This is a genomic window from Deefgea piscis, from assembly GCF_019665785.1.
In the GTDB taxonomy this organism is placed as follows: domain Bacteria; phylum Pseudomonadota; class Gammaproteobacteria; order Burkholderiales; family Chitinibacteraceae; genus Deefgea.
In genome coordinates, this window is the sequence record NZ_CP081149.1 from 1,859,929 (window position 1) to 1,879,027 (window position 19,099).

General features: G+C 47.6%; 17 protein-coding genes. 7 read left to right on the forward strand and 10 right to left on the reverse strand.

Going from position 1 to position 19,099, the window contains the following annotated elements; all coding sequences use genetic code 11:
• Positions 1-4: 4 nt before the first annotated feature.
• The 7 genes from K4H25_RS08670 to K4H25_RS08700 form a co-directional block, all read right to left on the reverse strand.
• Complete coding sequence (locus tag K4H25_RS08670; protein WP_221020155.1) at positions 5-592, reverse strand: PqiC family protein; 588 nt, start codon at positions 590-592, stop codon at positions 5-7.
• Positions 589-2,247, reverse strand: a complete 1,659-nt coding sequence (locus K4H25_RS08675; protein WP_221020156.1) for a PqiB family protein — start codon at positions 2,245-2,247, stop codon at positions 589-591. Before K4H25_RS08675 ends, K4H25_RS08670 begins: the two co-directional genes overlap by 4 nt.
• Positions 2,240-2,875, reverse strand: a complete 636-nt coding sequence (locus tag K4H25_RS08680) for a paraquat-inducible protein A (protein WP_221020157.1) — start codon at positions 2,873-2,875, stop codon at positions 2,240-2,242. The genes K4H25_RS08675 and K4H25_RS08680 overlap by 8 nt, the downstream gene beginning before the upstream one ends.
• Positions 2,875-3,522 carry a paraquat-inducible protein A gene (locus K4H25_RS08685; protein ID WP_221020158.1) on the reverse strand — a complete coding sequence of 216 codons (648 nt, stop codon included), beginning with the start codon at positions 3,520-3,522 and terminating at the stop codon, positions 2,875-2,877. The genes K4H25_RS08680 and K4H25_RS08685 overlap by 1 nt, the downstream gene beginning before the upstream one ends.
• Positions 3,523-3,703: 181 nt before the next feature.
• On the reverse strand, positions 3,704-4,453 hold the full coding sequence (locus K4H25_RS08690; RefSeq protein WP_221020159.1) for a basic amino acid ABC transporter substrate-binding protein: 750 nt from the start codon (positions 4,451-4,453) through the stop codon (positions 3,704-3,706).
• A gap of 77 nt (positions 4,454-4,530) precedes the next feature.
• Positions 4,531-4,980 (reverse strand): SufE family protein, encoded by a 450-nt coding sequence (locus K4H25_RS08695; protein ID WP_221020160.1) that lies wholly within the window; start codon positions 4,978-4,980, stop codon positions 4,531-4,533.
• A complete protein-coding gene (locus tag K4H25_RS08700) occupies positions 4,977-6,188 on the reverse strand; it encodes a cysteine desulfurase (RefSeq protein ID WP_221020161.1) in 1,212 nt (403 codons plus the stop codon). Before K4H25_RS08700 ends, K4H25_RS08695 begins: the two co-directional genes overlap by 4 nt.
• 54 nt (positions 6,189-6,242) lie before the next feature.
• On the opposite strand from K4H25_RS08700, the gene nudB reads away from it, so the two are divergent.
• Complete coding sequence (gene nudB / locus K4H25_RS08705) at positions 6,243-6,683, forward strand: dihydroneopterin triphosphate diphosphatase (protein WP_221020162.1); 441 nt, start codon at positions 6,243-6,245, stop codon at positions 6,681-6,683.
• A 182-nt stretch (positions 6,684-6,865) separates the two neighbouring features.
• On the opposite strand, the gene K4H25_RS08710 is transcribed toward nudB, so the two are convergent.
• Complete coding sequence (locus K4H25_RS08710) at positions 6,866-9,127, reverse strand: LVIVD repeat-containing protein (protein WP_221020163.1); 2,262 nt, start codon at positions 9,125-9,127, stop codon at positions 6,866-6,868.
• A 363-nt stretch (positions 9,128-9,490) separates the two neighbouring features.
• On the opposite strand from K4H25_RS08710, the gene K4H25_RS08715 reads away from it, so the two are divergent.
• Together K4H25_RS08715 and K4H25_RS08720 are read left to right on the forward strand one after the other, a co-directional pair.
• Positions 9,491-10,543, forward strand: coding sequence for an SPFH domain-containing protein (locus K4H25_RS08715; protein ID WP_221020164.1), 1,053 nt, complete (start codon positions 9,491-9,493; stop codon positions 10,541-10,543).
• 44 nt (positions 10,544-10,587) lie between these two features.
• Positions 10,588-10,989, forward strand: coding sequence for a GFA family protein (locus K4H25_RS08720; RefSeq protein WP_255587451.1), 402 nt, complete (start codon positions 10,588-10,590; stop codon positions 10,987-10,989).
• Positions 10,990-11,075: 86 nt separating this feature from the next.
• Here K4H25_RS08720 and K4H25_RS08725 read toward each other — a convergent pair whose 3' ends face one another.
• Positions 11,076-11,888: a mechanosensitive ion channel family protein gene (locus K4H25_RS08725; protein ID WP_221020165.1), complete on the reverse strand. Its 813-nt coding sequence runs from the start codon at positions 11,886-11,888 to the stop codon at positions 11,076-11,078.
• A 259-nt stretch (positions 11,889-12,147) separates the two neighbouring features.
• Positions 12,148-13,575, reverse strand: coding sequence for an N-acetylglucosamine-binding protein GbpA (gene gbpA / locus K4H25_RS08730; RefSeq protein WP_221020166.1), 1,428 nt, complete (start codon positions 13,573-13,575; stop codon positions 12,148-12,150).
• A gap of 869 nt (positions 13,576-14,444) precedes the next feature.
• Between gbpA and K4H25_RS08735 the strand changes: the two genes are divergently transcribed.
• The 4 genes from K4H25_RS08735 to torD are packed head-to-tail and all read left to right on the forward strand — an operon-like array spanning position 14,445 to position 18,967.
• Complete coding sequence (locus K4H25_RS08735; RefSeq protein WP_173533950.1) at positions 14,445-14,606, forward strand: nitrate/trimethylamine N-oxide reductase NapE/TorE; 162 nt, start codon at positions 14,445-14,447, stop codon at positions 14,604-14,606.
• 48 nt (positions 14,607-14,654) lie between these two features.
• On the forward strand, positions 14,655-15,836 hold the full coding sequence (gene torC, locus K4H25_RS08740; RefSeq protein ID WP_221020167.1) for a pentaheme c-type cytochrome TorC: 1,182 nt from the start codon (positions 14,655-14,657) through the stop codon (positions 15,834-15,836).
• 12 nt (positions 15,837-15,848) lie between these two features.
• Positions 15,849-18,338 (forward strand): trimethylamine-N-oxide reductase TorA, encoded by a 2,490-nt coding sequence (torA, locus tag K4H25_RS08745; protein ID WP_221020168.1) that lies wholly within the window; start codon positions 15,849-15,851, stop codon positions 18,336-18,338.
• Positions 18,335-18,967, forward strand: coding sequence for a molecular chaperone TorD (gene torD, locus K4H25_RS08750; protein ID WP_221020169.1), 633 nt, complete (start codon positions 18,335-18,337; stop codon positions 18,965-18,967). The genes torA and torD overlap by 4 nt, the downstream gene beginning before the upstream one ends.
• Positions 18,968-19,099 lie beyond the last annotated feature (132 nt).

Below are 19,099 nucleotides of genomic sequence, written 5' to 3' on the forward strand. Positions count from 1 at the left end.
GCAGTTAATGCCGAGTGGCGGGGAGGGTTTGGATCACTTTTGCTGCCAGTGTGGCCAGTGCTTGGTTGTGCGCCACGATCAGTGCATCAATGCTGTTGCCACTCGCTACTTCTTGGATGATTTCATGCTGGGTGCTGATACTTTGAAAATTGTGATCTAAATAAGTCCATTGCACTTCAAGTGTAATCCCTTGGCTTGGCATGGATTCAAAACGAAGTACTTGCATTGCAATGGTCAGTTCGGTGTTTTTGACAGGGAGTTGTGGCCAAGTATTAATGTTGGGGTTTTGGCTGAGGCGCGTTAGATTGAGCGCCAGCACATTAAGGATTTGCTCTTTCAGCGGGGATGCCCAGAGGCGTTGCTCAAGTAATGTGACTTGTTGTGGGGTTTTTTGGATGACAATTGGCGGGCGATCAACACTGGCAGGAATGTGGATCGGGTTAATGTAAATGTTTCTTGCAGTTTGCCATTGCAAATTAGGTGTAGTGGTTGCGCTCAGCGTGTAAAAGTATTCTTTCGGGCTACTGCAGCCAGTTAGCGAAAGTAATAATGCCGCCAATAAAACGATGAGGCGCGAGGGTGTTATTTTCATGGTTGATCTGCCTTACGACCTTGAATGAGTGCTTCTGGATGACGATTCAGATAGTCCGACAATGCACGTAATGATTGTGCGGCTTTACTGAGTTCTTGTAGCGTTTGATCTAAATTTTGCTGTACCGGCGATTCTGGTTGCAAGGTGGTTTGTACTTGCTTAAAAGCACCCTCTGCACTTTTAAGTGTGACTTTAGCTTCAGGGACCAGCTCTTGATCAATTTTTTGAATCAATGCATTACTTGATGCGAGTGTTTGTTGCAAGGTTTTGAGCGTTTGGTCGGCATTTTGCCCGATTGATTGCAGTGGAATTTGGTCCATTTTTTTCACAATCGATGCAATTCGATCTTGAATTTCATTCAAGCTGCTGTTGACGCTTGGCATTTGTGGTGGATTGCTGGCCCAGTTGATTCGCGCTTTTTTGGCGTTGGGCACGTAATCTAGCGCGATATAAAGCTGTCCTGTAATCAGATTGCTGGTTCGCATTTGCGCGCGCATGCCGTTTTCGACTAAACGATTAATGATTTTTTTCTGGTCGGCCAAGCTGAGTACTTGATTGTCGTCGGTTTGCAAATTACGGAAACGATCGGGGTAAATCGCAATGGTGATGGGTAACTCAATATCGGTTTTGTTTTTAGCCAAAACTAATTTAATCGATTGTACTTCACCCACTTGGATGCCGCGAAAATCAACGGCTGCGCCAACTGCAAGGCCGCGGACCGAGTCTTTAAAGTGAATAACAAAAGGCAGTTTATAGCTATCATTGCTTTTCATGGCTGCGGCTTTGTTATCGGCCAATAAAAAGCGGCTGCCCGCTTTGGCAACTTCGCCAGGGTCTTCACCTGGTGGCGACTGGAATGCTAAACCACCGATGACAACGGAAGCTAACGATTGCGTTTCAATGCTAAGCCCGTTGCTATTGAGTGCAACGTCAAAGCCACTGGCGTGCCAAAAACGGCTGTTATCAGTAACAAATTGGTCATACGGTGCGTGGACAAAAATCGAAACAGAAATAAATTCCCCACTGGGGTCGAGCTTAAATGACGTTACTTCACCCACTTGTAAGCGACGAAAGAAAATTGGCGTACCATTGCTGATTGAGCCCATGTTTTGGGCTTTGAGTGTAAATTCTCGGCCTGGTTGATTTGACGTAATGACGGGCGGGGTTTCTAAACCAGTGAAAAATCGTTTGCTGTCTGGTTTGCGTGTTGGGTCAAGTGCAATATATGAACCAGAAAGCAAGGTGCCTAAGCCGGAAACCGTTCCGCCAGAGATTAAGGGCCGCACAACCCAAAACCGCGATTGTTCGCCCAATAAATTATCGCTGCCATGCGTCATTTCAGCGGTCACTTTAACGCGCTGGTGGTCTTCGCTTAAGGCGACGCTGCTGACTGTACCAATCACCACGTCTTTATATTTAACCTTGGTCTTTCCTGACTCTAGGCCCTCAGCGCTATTAAATTCAATGGTGATAGTTGGGCCTTTTTTCATGATCGCTTGCACGCCAATCCAGCCAGCAGCCAGAGCAGCAATAAAAGGGATGAGCCAAATTAAAGTAGGTCGTAGCCGTTTGGGTTTGATTTTAGCTTGTGCGATGCTGCTGTCATCGATGTCATCGATATCATCGGCTGTAGGTGTGTTGTGTGATTCAGTCATTTTCTTTGTCGTGTTCGTCCGATGGTAAATCCCAGATTAATCTAGGATCAAATGAAAGTGCCGCCAACATGGTGCAAATCACCACTAAGGCAAATGCGATTGCACCAGGTCCCGCTGTGACGGAGGCGATTGGGCCGAAACGCACTAATCCGACCATCATTGCGGTGACAAAAATATCCAGCATTGACCAGCGACCAATGAACTCAACGATTCGAAATAACCGTGCTCTTTCTTGATTTCGCCATTGTTTCTTTTTGCCAGCCGTCCATGCGAGCAAGGTTAATATCAGCAGTTTAAGCCCTGGAATGGTAATGCTGGCAGCAAAGACCAAAATGGCCAGCGGCCAAGATCCTGAAGTCCATAGATAAAATACGCCACTCAGAATAGTGTCTTTTTCACTGCTAAGAATAGAGCTGGTATTCATTACCGGCAGTAAATTAGCCGGAATATATAAAATATACGCTGCAATAATAAATGCCCATGTGCGCTGTATGCTATTGGGCTTACGAAAATGCAGTCGGCTTTGGCAGCGTGGGCAAGATTGAGCTTGGCTAATTTGTTTGGAGAGTAGGCCGCATTGTGAGCAGTTAAATAGGCGCAGCTGGCTGGCAGTGATTGGTTTGGCCATTATTGGTGCGCCGGAGTTAATAACTGCCAAATTTTCTTTGGATTAAAGGTAGATAATGTCGCGGTTAATAGCAGCATTAATATGGCGATCGACCAGAGTGCCACATCCGGTTCAATGCGGGCCATCCCCATGAGCTTACTCAGTGAAATCAAAATGCCGAGCATAAAGACTTCTATCATGCTCCAAGGGTGTAAGGCATTAAATATTTTCATCGGTACGACAATAAACTGAGGGCGTTTGCCCAGCGCGATGGGAATTAATAAATACAATAAGATCATTAGCTGCAAAGCAGGGGTGATGATGGTAGTGATGATGATAATGGCCGATAAATACCACATGCCTTGCTGATAGAGTGTATCGGCAGCACCAAAAATGGAGCATGAAATGCTTTCACTGCCTATTTGTAGCGTTAAAATCGGGAAGGCATTGGCCAACAACAGCATAAAAAAAGCGGCAATGGCTAACGCTAAGGTTCGAGAAGCACTGTGGTTGGCTTGTTTTAACAATACGGCATTACAGCGCGGACAAAGTGCCGTGCTGCTGGTGTTTTCTGCCTGTTTTAGTTGCGGCGCTTGGATCAGCAAGTCGCAGTCTGTGCAAGCAATGAGTGCTCGAGTATCGTAATTCAAGGGAGTATTTGTTTCCACCGAGATGATTTTTAGATACTAATAGAGCGATTGCTGTGTTGCAAGGTACTTTCTGGTGATTAAAATCCCATTTTTACCCATTCTTGCATGCATGCTAAATGGTATAGCAAAACAAAACGATCGACATGAATAAAAAAACGGTGCAATTGATGCACCGTTTTTTAATAGAGATTTAGCGTAATTATTTGCCAAAATATTTATTTTGTATTTTTTGATACGTGCCGTCGGCTTTAATGCCCGCAAGGCCGGCATTAATTTCATTGAGTAATTTGGTATTGCCTTTACGAACGGCGATACCATAGTGCTCAACTTCAAAGCTGGTGTCATCAATTAAACGGAATTTTTGTTTTGGATTGTTGACTAGGTAATTTCTCACCACGGCGTTATCGGCAACGACCGCGCTCACGCCACTATTACTTAATTCAGAGAGCGCTAAAGTGATGTTTTCGTAACGGCGAATATCTGGATTGGTTTTGCCAAATTGTTTTTGCACGACGGTATCGCCCGTGGTGCCATTTTGTACGCCGACTTTTTTGCCTTTCAGGTCGCTAAATTGTTTGATTGGGCTGTTTTCTTTCACCACAATCAATTGCTTGGCATCAAAATAAGGGGCTGAAAAATCCATGCTTTTTTGGCGTTCAGGGGTAATTGTCACTGCGGCAATTACAATGTCGCGTTCGCCATTGTTAAGGCTCACAAACAAACCTTCCCAAGGGGTGTTGTTCATTTTAACTTTGAAGCCTTGCTTGGCGGCGATGGCTTTAATAATGTCGGCGTCAAAGCCAACGATTTCGCGGTTTTTGTTCAGTGATTCAAACGGTGCGAAAGTCGCATCGGTTGCCACGGTATAGGTTTTTTCTGCAGCGGCCGGCATCGCAATGATGGCGGCAGATAGTCCGATACAGCTAATGATTGTTTTTAGTTTAAGCATATGTATTGTCTCCCTGAGTAGAATGTTTGCGACCAATTAGCCCGCTAAAATAGCAGTTCGGTGCAAGAAAAACGTCATTATCTCATTGAAATTGCGTGCCGTTTGATCTTTGTCACTATTGCCGCTAGGCCGTTGCCACGACTGGCCGATAAAAAACGATGCAAACCGAGTTGATTGAGCCAAGCATTAAAGTCAAATTGCTGAATTTCTTCGGCGCTGCGGCCGTGGTAGGCCGCCAAAATCAAGGTGAGTAGCCCTTTGACGATTTTTGAGTCGCTATCGGCGGCGATGTCGTATTTGCCGTTATTGGCTTGGATTAATAACCAAACTTGGCTTTCACAGCCAGTAACACGGTGCTCGTCGCAGCGAAGCTCAGTAGGAAATTCTGGCAATGCTTTGGCCAGCTGTACCAGTAAACGATTTTTGCCTTCCCAGCCTTGCGCTTGCGACAGGCGCTGAGTTAAGTCATCAAGACTGATGGCTTTGTCTTGCAGGCTAATGCCAAATGGGTGTTGCGGAAAAGTCATGATTCACTCAATACATCTAAAGTCTGTTGTAAGCTATTTAAAAAAACCGTCACATCGTCGGGGGTGTTATAGGCGGCAAATGAGGCGCGTAAAGTGCCGCTTAAGCCCAGCGATTGCAGTAAAGGTTGCGCGCAGTGATGGCCAACTCGAACGGCAATGTGCTGATGGTCGAGAAATTGGGCGACGTCATACGGATGCGCATCCGTAAAAGTCATTGAAGTAATGGCCGCCTTATTGGTACTTTGTCCGTGAATCTTGACCGCTGGCATTTGGGCTAGCCCCGCTTCAAGTTGCTGGCGTAGCGCGATTTCATGCGCGGCGAGCGCGATGCGGTCTTGTTGATTGAGCCAATTGAGCGCTGCGGCGAGGCCGACCGCCTGCGCAATGGGTGGCGTACCGGCTTCAAAGCGATAGGGCGCTGCAGCATATGTAGTTTGCGCAAATGACACCGTTGCAATCATCTCGCCGCCACCTTGCCAAGGGGGTATTTCATTTAAGAGCTTGGCGTGCGCCCAGAGTACGCCAATACCCGTTGGACCATAGATTTTGTGCCCCGAAAACACATAAAAATCAGCACCAATGTCTTGCACATCGATTGCGCTGTGAGCGATGGCTTGTGCGCCATCAATCAGCACTTTGGCGCCATAGTGGTGGGCTTGCTGACAAATCCACTGCACTGGCTGAATGCTGCCGATGGCGTTTGAGACTTGGCTGATCGCGACTAATTTGGTTTTGTTCGATAGCAAACTTAAAAAATGCGTTAAATCCAGCGCGCCTTGCGCATCAAGCTGGATGATTTTTAGCGTTAGCCCACGGCGCTTAGCCAGCATTTGCCACGGCACGATATTGGCGTGATGCTCGAGCGTTGATAGGATGATTTCGTCGCCCGCAGTCAGCGTATTGCCCCAAGTATTGGCGACTAAATTGATGGCTTCGGTGGTGCCACGCGTAAAAACGATTTCATCGTCGCTCGCCGCATTGATCAATTGCGCCACGGTATGTCTTGCGTTTTCAAAGGCTTCGGTGGCCGCAGTGGCTAAACGATGCGCACCGCGATGCACATTGGCATTGTGATGTTCATAATAAAACCGCTCCGCATCGAGCACTGCGCGTGGTTTTTGCAGCGTCGCGGCATTATCTAAATAGATCAGTTCGGGATAATGACTAAAAATCGGGAACTGTTTTTTGAGGCTAAGTGCGTCAAACATGGTGTTTGCCTGAAGAACAGCTGGCAGCTTGGACTGGCAATTGTATAATGCGCCATGCCCTATAAACAGCCTATTTCTATATTACTTGTCATTCATACTCCTGATTTGCAGATTTTATTGCTCGAGCGCTGTGATTTTGCTGGTGCTTGGCAATCGGTGACTGGGAGCTGCGAAGCCAATGAATGCTTGATTGACACTGCCGTGCGTGAACTGTTTGAAGAGACCGGTTTGCAAGTTAGTGCTGATGCAGTGCGCGATTGGCAATACGCTAGTGAGTTTGAAATCTTTACGCGCTGGCGGCATCGCTATGCGCCCGGGGTCACGCACAATACCGAGCATGTTTTTAGTGTTGCGGTGCCAAGCGGCAGCCCAGTGACCATTTCACCACGCGAACACACGCAATATCGTTGGGTGAGTTTGCCTGAAGCCATCGAAATGGTATTTTCCCCCTCCAATGCAGCTGCATTACAGCAATTGCCAAGTCGGCTGGCTTAGCCGCCTGCGCTGCCACGTCAATGAGTGACTTCGCTGCGAGTGTCGCAGGAAAATAATGCAAACTGCTGGAGCAGTTGAGCCCTTACGTTGGTTAACGATTCCAGTTGGATGAAAAAAAGCACTGGCCACTTGTGTGGCCAGTGTTGGTGATGGAGCGCTTGTTTTAACTGAGTAGGCTCAGTTTACAGTGGGTTGGCGCTGAAGTAGCGCTCTAGATTATTCACCTCCGTATCTTTGCGTGGCACGCGCATTCCTTCCACAATGCCATTGTAAAGCATCTCTCTTGGCGCTAAATGAAAGCCATTGGTGTTTGGATCCATATACGGGAGCTGTTGTTTTCTGAGGAAGTATTCCAGCAATTGGGCGCTGCTGCTTTGTAGTCCATAGCTTGAATTGGACCAAGCACTATTGTGGCTGCCCCAGTGATGGCCAAATTCATGGCCGATAACGCCGGCATTTCTAAAGTAATGTTCGTAGAAATTCCAAGTATCTATGCCTAAAACGTCACCACCACCAAGCCCCCCTCCCATCGTGGTGACCCCCAAACGAATGCCGCCACGATTCATGATCGCTTGATAGTTATTGCGGTAATCTTCGCCAGTAAAAAATCCACTTGGAGCATCAACTTGTCCGGCATTACCAAAGAAATCATGGCCCATGACTTTTTTATGGTTAAACCAAACATGTTCAAATTCGGGACTATTTAATACGTATGCAAAATTGGTCATCATGATGACCCATTCGCGGGCGTAAATCGGATTAATCTTTCCCCAAGATCCATCACTACCATCCGCATCGTATTTACCAAATGAAAGTTGCCATTTCATTTTGAAATTGCTGATTTTTTGCACGTGCGCATCGGTTTTGGAATCAATTCGAATCTCAAACAAATCGCTCGGCAGTACGCTGAGTGCGTCTAAACCTTTGAATTGCACACTGCCTTTGTCATCAACCCGCTGGAAAGTACGGCCATCGTTGATAGCGACATCAAAGCGAACGGTGCTAAATGCCGGTAGTTGATCTAACGATCCAAGCACAAACCACGGTTCACTGCCTTTAAGGCGGGCTTGAATTTCTAGATTGCGAACGGGGATAGCGCTGTAGCTGCTTAATGCCAATTGCCGTTGATCGAGCTTGCCGCTGAGGATTTTGTTGATCGCAAAGCTGCGCAGTTGTGGATTAGTTAATGTCTCCCAGCTATCGCTGTCTTGTAATAGCAATCCTTTTTGCGCTGCCGCCATCGCGGCATACTGATACTGCTGCGTTGTTACCTTGTCGATATGGTGTAGTTCGTCCACTTGTCGTTGTGGCAGGATCAAGATGTCTTTATTTTGGATTGCGGCGATGGTTTGTTGATTAAAACCAATGTCTTTTGCTTTGAGCAAATTTTGTGGTGCGGCTTGATCGGCCAGATTGATTTGGCGAAATTGATCGAGTGGTGTCGCGGGTAAAATTTGCGCGCCGCTGGCTGGTAAGTTGCTGGATGCAAAGCGATCAATTCCGCCACCGGTGCGGCTTACATACAGCTGGCCATCGTCGCCTTGGATGAGCGTATTGCTGACGCTATTTTGCTGCATGATGGGTTGCACCATGGTGGTCGATTCAGCCAGCTGGCCCACGTCGTAAACCAAGGTTTTACCATTACCAAAGCTAGCAAACAGTCGTTCACCCACCGTCGCTAACTTAACGTCACAGTAAGTGCTTGTGCAGTCTGGCAGGCTGAGGTAAGCATGCTTGATGGCTTTTTTATTATTGGCTGGAGTAGCGTCGCTTTGTTTCCAAACCGAAATTCTTTTGTCGGTATCGGCGGCAAAGATGTAGTTGGCATTGGCCGCGACCGCAATCGGATGAACTAAGACTTGATTTGAAGGGCCGCTCCAGTTCCCAGTGCCTAGCGCGGTAATAAAGCGCGGCTCGCTCTGGCTAATATCAAAAATATCCACACGATTGGATGAAAGAGACGCGGTGTAAAGCCGATCTTGAAACTGATTAATATCGTATAAACGCTTAAAATCATCGGTGCTGCCATTGCTGGAAAAATTACTAATCGGCGTTAATGCTTTGTTGGCGTTAAGATCAAAACGCAAAACAGCAGCTGGAGTAGAAATAAGGTCATTGGCTATATACAGAATATTATCTTTGAGCACCACCGCGCTGGGTAAGAATGCAGCATCGTCCAGCCCAAAACTGCTGGCATTTAATTGCTGCGCTTGATCGAGTAATTTAATGCTGCGGTCTACGACAGGATTGCGCTCTTCTGTGCCACTACCACCGCCGCCTGTTCCTCCATTGCCACCACCAGTACTGCCGCCACCAGTGCCGCTACCAGTTCCACTGCCACTGCCACCACCACCACCCATTTCCCCGTTTGAATCACCTGCGCCGCCACAAGCGGCTAACATGAGACTCAGGGCGAGTAAGCTGATTATTTCGCGTAATTTCATTGTGTGAAATGTCGTTTAAATATAAAAGTGAATCTTACAATATCATGATTTGCTTATATAATAATTATTGCAAGCTGTGTCTTTTTATTTGCTCTAGTGGCAACTGTGATATTGCCCCTTTGCCAACAAATTAAACAACTAGCCAGAACATTCCACCGCTTTCTGGGTTGTGAAGGTACCGCTGTGCACCCACTTGCCGTTTATTTTGCTGCTCGCGCTCAGCAATATTTAGCACTTGCTTGCTGAATGCTGACAAAACTGCGATATTGCATAGGCCAGATGCATTACTTTGTGGCGTGTTATGCCGGTGTGGGTGTCAATCGGGCATTCTGTTTTGGTCGATTTGAGTATGGGGAATAGGGTATGGGTCTAGGATCGTTTATTCATAATCAGTTCATCGACATACTGCAGTGGAATGAAGATGAAGATGGGGTGTTGGCTTATCGCTTCCCGCAGGCCAATTGTGAAATTCAATATGGTGCCAGTTTAACGGTGCGCGAATCACAAATGGCGGTGTTTTTAAATGAAGGCCAGTTTGCCGATGTCTTTACCCCCGGTCGATATACGCTGACCACGCGCACTTTGCCGCTGCTGACCGCGCTTAAAAATTGGGACAAATTATTCGAGTCACCGTTTAAGTCAGATGTGTACTTTATGAGTACGCGTTTACAGCTGGGCCGCAAGTGGGGCACGCCGCAGCCGATTACGCTGCGAGACGCTGATTTTGGCATGGTTCGAATGCGCGCTTTTGGCGTTTATGCTTACCAAATCGTCGATCCACAGCTGTTTTTTAGCCAAATCAGCGGTACGCGTGACGTTTATACTTGCGATGATGTCGAGCTGCAGTTGCGTAATCAGGTGGTCTCGACGATGACGCAGGTGTTAGCCAGCTCGGATGTGCCTTTTTTGGATATGGCGAGTCATCAAGGCTTAATGGCCGAGCGAATTGGTGCTGCACTGCGTTCGCAATTTGCACAATACGGACTGCTGCTCGATACCTTTACGCTAGAAAATATCTCCTTACCCGATGAATTACAAAAAGCCCTCGATAACAAAATCTCAATGCAGATGATTGGTGATCTGGGGGCGTTTGGTCAGTATCAGGCGGCTCAATCGATGGTGCTCGCCGCGCAAAACGACAGTGGCTTGGCGGGATTGGGCGTGGGTTTAGGTGCCGGCGTTGCCGCTGGGCAAGTGATGGCATCGGCGATGAACTCTGTGCTCGCGCCAAATGCGCAGCCCAATCGGGCTACTGAGCAGACTGATGTTGCAAACTCATCCCCCTTAATGAGCGAGGCCCAAGTGCAGTTGCAACAATTAAAAGCCTTGCTAGCGCAAGACTTGATTACGGTTGCTGATTACGATGCTGCCAAAGCGGAAGTGCTTAAAAAACTGATTGCCGGTGATGAGGCTTGATATCGCTGGTGCTGTGACTGAGTAACTGATAAAGGTGAATAGAGATGAGCTTGCAAGGATCTTGCGCGTGTAAAGCCGTGCGTTATGCAGTCGATGAATTGGCGACGCCAATTTCGCACTGTCATTGTCAGACCTGCCGTAAAACACATGCGGCGGCATTTAATTCAGCCGCTGGTGTGCGCCAGGAGCAATTTCGTTGGCTCGCGGGTGAAGATATGCTGAGTGAGTATGCTTCGTCAGCGGATAAAGTGCGTTATTTTTGTTCGCAATGCGGCAGCCATCTATTGGCTAAAAAAGTCGGCAAGCCTATGTGGGTGCTACGGGTGGCCACTTTAGATGACGATCCAAGTCTGCGTGCTAGCCAGCATATTTGGACTTCGCACGATGTGCCGTGGCTCAATTTTGTCGACTTGCCCGAATACGCGCAGTGGGCTGAACCTCGTTAAAGTGACAGGCAATAAAAAACCGGCATTGCCGGTTTTTTTATGGTCTTGAATTTCGCAATAAGCTGGGCGCGATCAATTGCCGCCGTTTATTTATCAGTATGCTGAATATGATGCACGGTGCGTTGCGGATAAGGAATTGAGATCTTGGCTGCATCAAAGGCTTTTTTGACTTTTTCGGTCGTGTCAAAAAACACCGGCCAGTAGTCTTCGCTATTGGTCCAGACGCGAACGGTGAAATTCACCGAGCTGTCGCCTAGCGATGACACCACCACCAGCGGGGCAGGATCTACATGAATGCGTGTGTCTTGCTTGAGTACCGATAAAATCACTTCGCGGGTGTGGTCAATATCATCGTCATAACCAACACCAAAGACAAAATCGACGCGGCGGGTGGACATGGCCGAGTAATTGGTGAGATTGCCATTGGCTAAGGGGCCGTTGGGGATGACGATGAGTTTATTGTCGGGTGTGCGTAAACGCGTGGTAAAAATTTGAATGCCTTCGACTGTACCAGCTTGACCCTGCGCCTCAATATAGTCACCGGCTTTAAAGGGTTTAAACATTAAAATCAGTACACCACCGGCAAAATTACTCAAGCTGCCTTGCAGCGCCAAACCAATGGCTAAACCTGCCGCACCCAAAATCGCAATAAATGACGTGGTTTCAATGCCGATCATTGACGCCGCACTAATCAGTAACAGTGCTTTTAATGCTACATCGGCCAGACTACCCAAAAAATGCTTGAGTGTGGCTTCGACATTGCTACGTGTTAGCATTTTTTCTAATAGCTGACTGGCAACGCCGATGAGTTTCCAGCCAATAAACAGCGCAATCAGTGCCGATAATAATTTAGGCGCATAGCTAATTGCTTGGGCTTGTAATAGGTCTATCCAATTCATTCGGTGTGCTTTATTTAAGCTAATAATACGGTTGAGTTTCGCAGAATTAAATCAATAATCGAAGAGGATAAATTACCCTTTATAAGGGCAATAGTGCACACGAATCACATTGCCCACATTGTAAATTAATGGCGTGTATTTACGCCGCCAGAATTAAAGCGCACAACAAATTGTTGTGCGCTTTAATTTGAACGCAGTGCGGGTACAACGGCGGTGTGGCACGGCGTCTAAGCCCTAAGCTTTAACTGCGGCTAGTTTATTATTTCACTTCATCCCAAGCCGATGACCAGTGTGAGCCAACGCCAGGCTCGTATTGCGTGGCGCTACTTGACCATTGCGAGCAGTAGCCACTGTATGGAAACGGCTTGCAGCGATAGGTTTTGCCGTCTTTCTCTTGTTTGACCAAAGTACCTGCTTGATACGATTTAATTGATGCAGGGAAGACAAAATCATATTGCCCACCCGCAGTGGCGTCGTTAAACATCATATCGAGGGTTTGCTGTACATAAGCGCCGCCATTTTTAGGCGAGCCTTTCACCACCAGCTGATGATGGCCGGCTTTTACATTGCTTAGCGCCATGGTAAAGGTTTTATTGCTGTTGTTTAGGCTGGCTTCGCTTTGGCCTTGTGCAATGCCGTCATGGTTATAAACCGTATTGCTGACGTTTAGGTCGCCTTGCGCTGCGACATTAAAAGTCAGTGTCACTTTGCCGTCTTTGATGCTGTATTCACGAGCGAGATTACTGACTTGAACGCTATTGACCAGCGGTGGTTGCTTTTGTTCGATTTGAATCTCAACCCGACTTAAGCCGCTACTGGTTTTAAGATAAATTGGATTTAAACCATAAACAGGGCCAAATTGCCCGTTGCTGGCTTTTTGCCCAGCACGAATGTGCTGTTGCTCTTGGTTGATTTTGCTCGCCAGAGCGTGTGCCCAATTATTGCGTAGCCCTTGTGCGGCATTGGCAATTGTGAGTGTGGTTTGTAGCTGAGGACGTTCGCCGTTTTGGTCAAAAACGCGTGTCATGACGCGATCGCCCGATTTTAAATCGACCGAAGGGTGGATGCTGCCGCCTTGGCGCCAGTCGGGAGCAGGTTGTCCGCCATTGTCGTCAAACATCACGTCGATCACATTGTAAAAACTATTACTGGTGTCACCTACTTCCCATACCCCCAGTATCACTTGATAGCCGGTGCGCTGCGGTACGGTGCAAAGGTGGCTGGTTTGTGGATTTGGCTTTTGCATTCCGCCATCCACTTCACAAAAAGGCTTGAGATCAAACGCCGCGCGAGTCAGTGCTTGATTCGGATTCCAGTCTTGTTTGGTGATGTAGTAGCGCCAATTGCGCGTAGTGTGATTGGCGGTAAAAAACCAGCTCATGTTTTGTGGGCCGGCTTTGATATCGCGCTTGGTCCAGCGATCGCTGGTTTGCGCATCTAATTCCGAGAACTGAATATGGCCAGCGCTGGCAATTTTGCCGTCGGCAGGACCTAGGGCTGGAAATCCAGACGGTGCTTCAATGCTTTGTGGTTCCCATTGCACTGCGCCGCATTGGCTATTGCCGCCAATTTTGCATAAATAAGCCCGTGAGGTCGGCTCGGTCATATAGCCGTGAGCGAATGCGCCGGTGCTGGCGGCAAGTAGGCTGGTCGATATGAGTAAATGCTGGATGAAATGACGCTTCATTAGGGTGTGGCCTTGGGTTTTATGATTTGAAAAATTGAATCTGTGCCGTCAATCGGGCAATCCGTCGGGCAATTTAAAATTGCTCAATGACCGGCGGAAGGCCATTTTCTTGGTGAGCGCTACTTGAATTTGGCGCCTTACTTGCGGCTGGGGGCGAGCTGGCAATGACCGGAGTTGGAGTGCTCGATGCTTCGGGTGTTGGCAGATCTTCTCCGCTTGAGCAAGCGCTTAGGAGTGCGACAGCAAACAGCGTCAACAGTGTATTTAAATGCATTGTTTACCTTGTAAAAGGAAATTAAACGAGACGGTGTAATTCGAGGTTTGGTTAAGTTAGTTCGACATTTGGCGCGGCACATTGTAAGGGAGTGCCTGTAAGTGAGGGTGTTAATATTTACGCCGTAAAGTGGGGTGTTTTTTAGGTTTTTGCTGTAGATAAGTTGTTTTTGTTGAGTTTTGTTGGCTGACCAGCGGTTGGTTTTTGTGTTGAGTATCTTTCTGCATCTTTACACGTATGGCCTTGTTGATTGAGGTCAATGTTGTGCTTTGTTTTGTGGGTTAATTTTAAATAAATTAGCGGTAATTTTTGTTTTTTTATGCTGTTCTCTGATTGCCTCTGTTTTATTTAACCTAATGGTTTCTAAATTATTTTTCTGTAGCTCGTTTAGATGTAGCTGTTGTTGTTCGTGCTTGAATAGCGATTTGTAAAGTAGCCGCCAGAAAAAACAAATACATTGTTTAAATAATTTTTTTGTAGGTAAAAGTTAACTGAAATAATGAATTAGTTCGTAGATAATTATAAGTATATATATGGGTTTGCTGTGTATCGCGGTAGGCATTGGTTTTAATTGAAGCATTGGATAGTGGTAATAATGACTGAAATAACAACAGAAAAAACTCGCAAAAGCGAATGGAAAAAGCTTTTGTTGTTGGCGTTTGTAGGCTTGCCGATTGCGATGTTTGGCGCGATTGCCACCTATGGTTTGATTGTGCGCTTATTGCAGATTTTTTTAATCGGCTTGCCGGGCGCGTAAAGCGAGATTGTTATCTCGCTTTTTTGTTTTGATGAATTGGATTTGTTTATGAAAAAAATATGGATCTGGTTGCGAAATTTATTTTGCAAGCCAGCGGCCAAAATTGGTCTGGGTGTTTTGGTGACGGTGGGTTTTATTGCCGGTATTTTGGCGTGGCAAGGCTTTAATGCGGGGATGGCTGCCACCAATACCGAAGCCTTCTGTGTTAGCTGCCACACCATGCATCAAAACCAAGAAGAACTTAAAGAAACAGTGCATTGGAGCAATCGCTCTGGCGTGCGGGCGCAGTGCTCTGATTGCCATGTGCCGCATGACTTTACCGACAAAATGGCGCGCAAGATTCAAGCCAGTGTTGAGGTTTGGTCGCACCTAACCGGCAAAATCGATACGCCAGAAAAATTTGAAGCCAACCGAGCTCGTTTGGCGCAAAACGAGTGGGATCGCTTTAAAGCCAATGGCTCAAAAGAATGCCGTACTTGCCATGACTACAACAGCATGGATTTTGAAAAAATGCGTGAAACATCGCGTGAAGCAATGCGCGGTGCGGCAGAGCGTAATCAAAGTTGTGTCGATTGCCATCAAGGGATTGCGCATAAAAAACCAGAAAAAACCGATGCGCGTAATCCAGCATTTGATGGCTTGATTCAAGCGGCTGGCAATGAGAGCGTTAAAGTCGGTGGCACTTACTTTAATGTGTATCCGCGTGAATTGTACTTGGATGAAGCCATGAGCAAAGTGGCGGGTAAGTTGGAAGTTGGTGCGCCAGTTAAAGTACTGCAAGAGAAAGGCGCTGCGCAGCAAGTTGAAGTTTCGGCTTGGCGTAAGAGCAAAGGCTTTGGCCGAGTTTGGTATGGCCATTTTGCTAAAAACATTACCGTTGCCACGCTCGAAAAAGCCGTCGCGCAAGACAAGCAATTGGTGAAAATTGCAGAAAGCAAAGAAGATCCAAATACCGGTTTGATTTGGCAAAAATCGTCAGCTACGTTCTGGATTAAAAAAGGTGAAGTGGTGGCGAGTACCGATCCAATCTGGTCGGTGGCCAAAGACAGTTACAAAAATAGCTGCAGTGTTTGCCATAAGCAGCCTGACGAAGCGCATTTTGATGCAAATACCTGGCCGGGGTTATTTGGTGGGATGGTCGGTTTTACTAGCATGGATAAAGATACCCAAGGCTTGGTACTGAAATACCTACAAAATAATTCGTCAGATTTTAAAAAACCTAGCCACTAATTGAATAAGCTCATGACTCAGAACTCACGCCGTGTATTTTTAAAGGGTTTGTCGCTGGCCACCGTGGCTGCGTTAGTAAGCCCTAGTTTATTACTCTCTCGCGAAAGCGAAGCCAAAGCGGCTGCCGTTACCGGCAGTGGCACCGATTGGAAAATCACCGGTTCGCACTGGGGCGCAATCCGTGCCCGTGTGGCTGGCGGTAAAGTGGTTGAAATCAAAGCCTTTGAATTTGATAAATACCCCACCGAAATGATTCAAGGCATTATCGGCTTGATCTATAGCCCATCGCGGATTCGCTACCCGATGGTGCGTTTAGATTGGCTTAAAAATGGCCATAAGAGTGACACCACCCAACGCGGGGACAATCGCTTTGTCCGTGTGACTTGGGATCAAGCTTTAGATCTGTTTTATTCCGAGCTTGAGCGGGTGCAAACCAGCTATGGTCCGTGGGCGATGCACACCGGTTTGGTCGGTTGGCGTCAGACTGGGCAATTTCATACCTGCGGCAATCATATGTTGCGGGCGATGAATATGCACGGGCATACGATTTCCACCGCTGGGGATTACTCGACCGGTGCTGGGCAGGTAATTTTGCCATATGTACTCGGTTCAACCGAAGTGTATTCACAAGGCACTTCGTGGGAAGTCATCCTTAAAGAAAGTAAAACCGTTATTTTTTGGGCCAGTGATCCAGTTAAAAACTTGCAAGTGGGTTGGAATTGCGAAACGCATGAATCTTTCGCCTACCTTGAGCAACTAAAAAACAAGATCGCCAAGAAAGAAATTCGCGTGATCAGCATTGATCCGGTGAAAAGCAAAACGCAAAACTATCTTGGCTGCGAAAAGCAATACGTCAATCCATTGACGGATGTGGCGTTGATGATGGGTTTGGCGCATACGCTGTATACCGAGAAACTGCATGACCAGCAATTCCTTGATGCGTATACCCTCGGTTTTGAGAAGTTCCTACCTTATCTATTAGGGCAAGGCACGGACAAAACGGCAAAAACGCCAGAATGGGCCGAGCAGATTTGCGGCGTCAAAGCGCAGCAAATTCGTGAATTAGCGCGCTTGATGGCCAGTGGCCGTACCCAGCTTATTTTTGGCTGGGCGGTGCAGCGTCAGGAGCATGGCGAGCAACCATATTGGATGGGCGCGGTGTTGGCGGCGATGTTGGGGCAAATTGGTTTGCCAGGCGGCGGGATTAGTTATGCCCATCACTACAGCTCGATTGGCGTGCCGTCTTCGGGCGCTGCAATGCCAGGTTCTTTCCCGTTGAATTTAGATCCGGGTAAAAAACCGAAATACACCAACACCGATTACAAAGGCTATAGCCAGATGATTCCGTGCGCTCGAGCGATCGACGCATTGCTAGACCCCGGTAAGGTGATTGATTACAACGGCCAGAAAGTTAAATTGCCGCCGTACAAAATGGCGATTTATAGCGGTTGCAATCAATGGCATCGTCAGCAAGACCGTAACAAGATGAAAAAAGCCTTCCATCGCCTTGAAACGGTGGTGGCGGTGGATTACACGTGGACGGCAACCTGCCGCTTTGCCGATATCGTCTTGCCAGCGTGTACGCAGTTCGAGCGTAACGACATTGACGCGTATGGTTCGTACAGTGGTCGTGGTGTGATTGCGATGCAAAAACTGGTTGATCCACTGTTTAGCTCTAAAACTGACTTTGAGATTTTCCGTGGCTTAACGCAGCGCTTTGGCCGCGACAAAGAATACAGCCGCAATATGGATGAAATGCAGTGGTTGGAATTCTTGTACGAAAATTGTCGCAAGGAAAACGGCAGTAAATTCCCAATGCCGCCATTTAAAGAATTCTGGGCCAAAGGCTTTGTGTTATTCCCTGCGGGCAAACCATGGGTGCGCCATGCCGATTTCCGTGAAGACGCGGAAATCAACGCCTTGGGAACGCCATCGGGCTTTATTGAAATCTTTAGCCGGAAAATCGCTAGCTATAATTACGCCGATTGCCCGGGGCATCCGGTGTGGATGGAAAAAAGCGAGCGCTCACACGGCGGTCCGAATTCAAAACGCTTCCCGTTGTGGATGCAATCGGTTCACCCGGACAAACGCTTGCATTCGCAAATGTGTGACTCGGAACCGATGCGGGCAACGTATGCGATTCAAGGGCGCGAGCCTTTGTTTATGAGTCCAGAGGACGCGCGACAACGTGGTATTAAACACGGCGATTTGGTTCGGGTGTTTAATGATCGTGGTCAAGCCTTGGTTGGCGCGCATGTTTCTAGTGATTTCCCCAAAGGCGTGGTGCGTTTGCAAGAGGGCGCTTGGTATGGTCCAACTGGGCCAGAAATCGGTGCACTCGATACCTATGGTGACCCCAATACCATGACGCAAGACATTGGTACGTCGAGCTTGGCGCAGGCCATTAGTGCCAATACTTGCGTGGTTGAAGTTGAAAAATACAAAGGAAAAGCCCCCGCAGTGACTGCGTTTGGTGGCCCAACTGAGGTGATGCCTAAATGAATGCCAGCACAGTAACACCGGAGCCAACAGAAGCGGCGCCAGCCGATCAACGCGCGGCTTTATACGCTTGGTTTGCGACGCTCTATGCGCGAGAATTGAGCGAGGCACAGCTACAGACTTGGTTTTCCGGTGCTGCTGAGCCGTTATTTGAGGTATTGGCGCAAGCTGGATTTGCCGCTGAAGTTCAGGATATGCAAGGCGCGATCAATGCTTTACGTGATCTGCCCGATGCCCAACTTGAATTGGCGGCCGATTACACCATGTGTTTTTTGTTAGACGTTAAAAGTAGTGCTTTGCCGTATGCGTCTTGCTATTTGGGCGAGCATAAAACGCTGTTTGGTCCAGAAGAAAAAGCCATGCGTGAAAAGCTAGAGCGCTACGCCCTAGGCTTAGATAGCAACTATCCTGAAGCGGCCGATCATTTGGCGATTCAGCTTGAGTTGTTGTCTTGGCTAGCGATGACCGGCAAAGCGCTGGACGAGCAAGACATGGTGGCGTCTTTGCTACGCTGGGTGCCAGAATTTAGCCAAAAATGCCAAACGATCGTAACTCAAGTGGCGTTTTATCCGGCGCTAAGCCGTTTGTTATGTGGCATCTTGCAGGCTCAAGCAGATGCATCCTTGAAATAAGTTAAGGCTGGATGCAGTACTAATAATAAAAGGGCCGATGGCCCTTTTATTTTTGCTGACAATGATGAGCAGCAAACCCGTTGTCGCGTCTAAGGCTGTGCTAAGCTTGCTCGATTCAGTGTTGACATTGGG

Coding starts and splice junctions, on each gene's coding strand:
- K4H25_RS08670 (WP_221020155.1), bottom strand. CDS start 592: ATGAAAATAACACCCTCGCGCCTCATCGTTTTATTGGCGGCATTATTA.
- K4H25_RS08695 (WP_221020160.1), bottom strand. CDS start 4,980: ATGACTTTTCCGCAACACCCATTTGGCATTAGCCTGCAAGACAAAGCC.
- torC (WP_221020167.1), top strand. CDS start 14,655: ATGAAAAAAATATGGATCTGGTTGCGAAATTTATTTTGCAAGCCAGCG.
- K4H25_RS08700 (WP_221020161.1), bottom strand. CDS start 6,188: ATGTTTGACGCACTTAGCCTCAAAAAACAGTTCCCGATTTTTAGTCAT.
- K4H25_RS08720 (WP_255587451.1), top strand. CDS start 10,588: ATGAGCTTGCAAGGATCTTGCGCGTGTAAAGCCGTGCGTTATGCAGTC.
- K4H25_RS08735 (WP_173533950.1), top strand. CDS start 14,445: ATGACTGAAATAACAACAGAAAAAACTCGCAAAAGCGAATGGAAAAAG.
- torA (WP_221020168.1), top strand. CDS start 15,849: ATGACTCAGAACTCACGCCGTGTATTTTTAAAGGGTTTGTCGCTGGCC.
- K4H25_RS08675 (WP_221020156.1), bottom strand. CDS start 2,247: ATGACTGAATCACACAACACACCTACAGCCGATGATATCGATGACATC.
- gbpA (WP_221020166.1), bottom strand. CDS start 13,575: ATGAAGCGTCATTTCATCCAGCATTTACTCATATCGACCAGCCTACTT.
- K4H25_RS08725 (WP_221020165.1), bottom strand. CDS start 11,888: ATGAATTGGATAGACCTATTACAAGCCCAAGCAATTAGCTATGCGCCT.
- K4H25_RS08710 (WP_221020163.1), bottom strand. CDS start 9,127: ATGAAATTACGCGAAATAATCAGCTTACTCGCCCTGAGTCTCATGTTA.
- torD (WP_221020169.1), top strand. CDS start 18,335: ATGAATGCCAGCACAGTAACACCGGAGCCAACAGAAGCGGCGCCAGCC.
- nudB (WP_221020162.1), top strand. CDS start 6,243: ATGCCCTATAAACAGCCTATTTCTATATTACTTGTCATTCATACTCCT.
- K4H25_RS08690 (WP_221020159.1), bottom strand. CDS start 4,453: ATGCTTAAACTAAAAACAATCATTAGCTGTATCGGACTATCTGCCGCC.
- K4H25_RS08680 (WP_221020157.1), bottom strand. CDS start 2,875: ATGGCCAAACCAATCACTGCCAGCCAGCTGCGCCTATTTAACTGCTCA.
- K4H25_RS08715 (WP_221020164.1), top strand. CDS start 9,491: ATGGGTCTAGGATCGTTTATTCATAATCAGTTCATCGACATACTGCAG.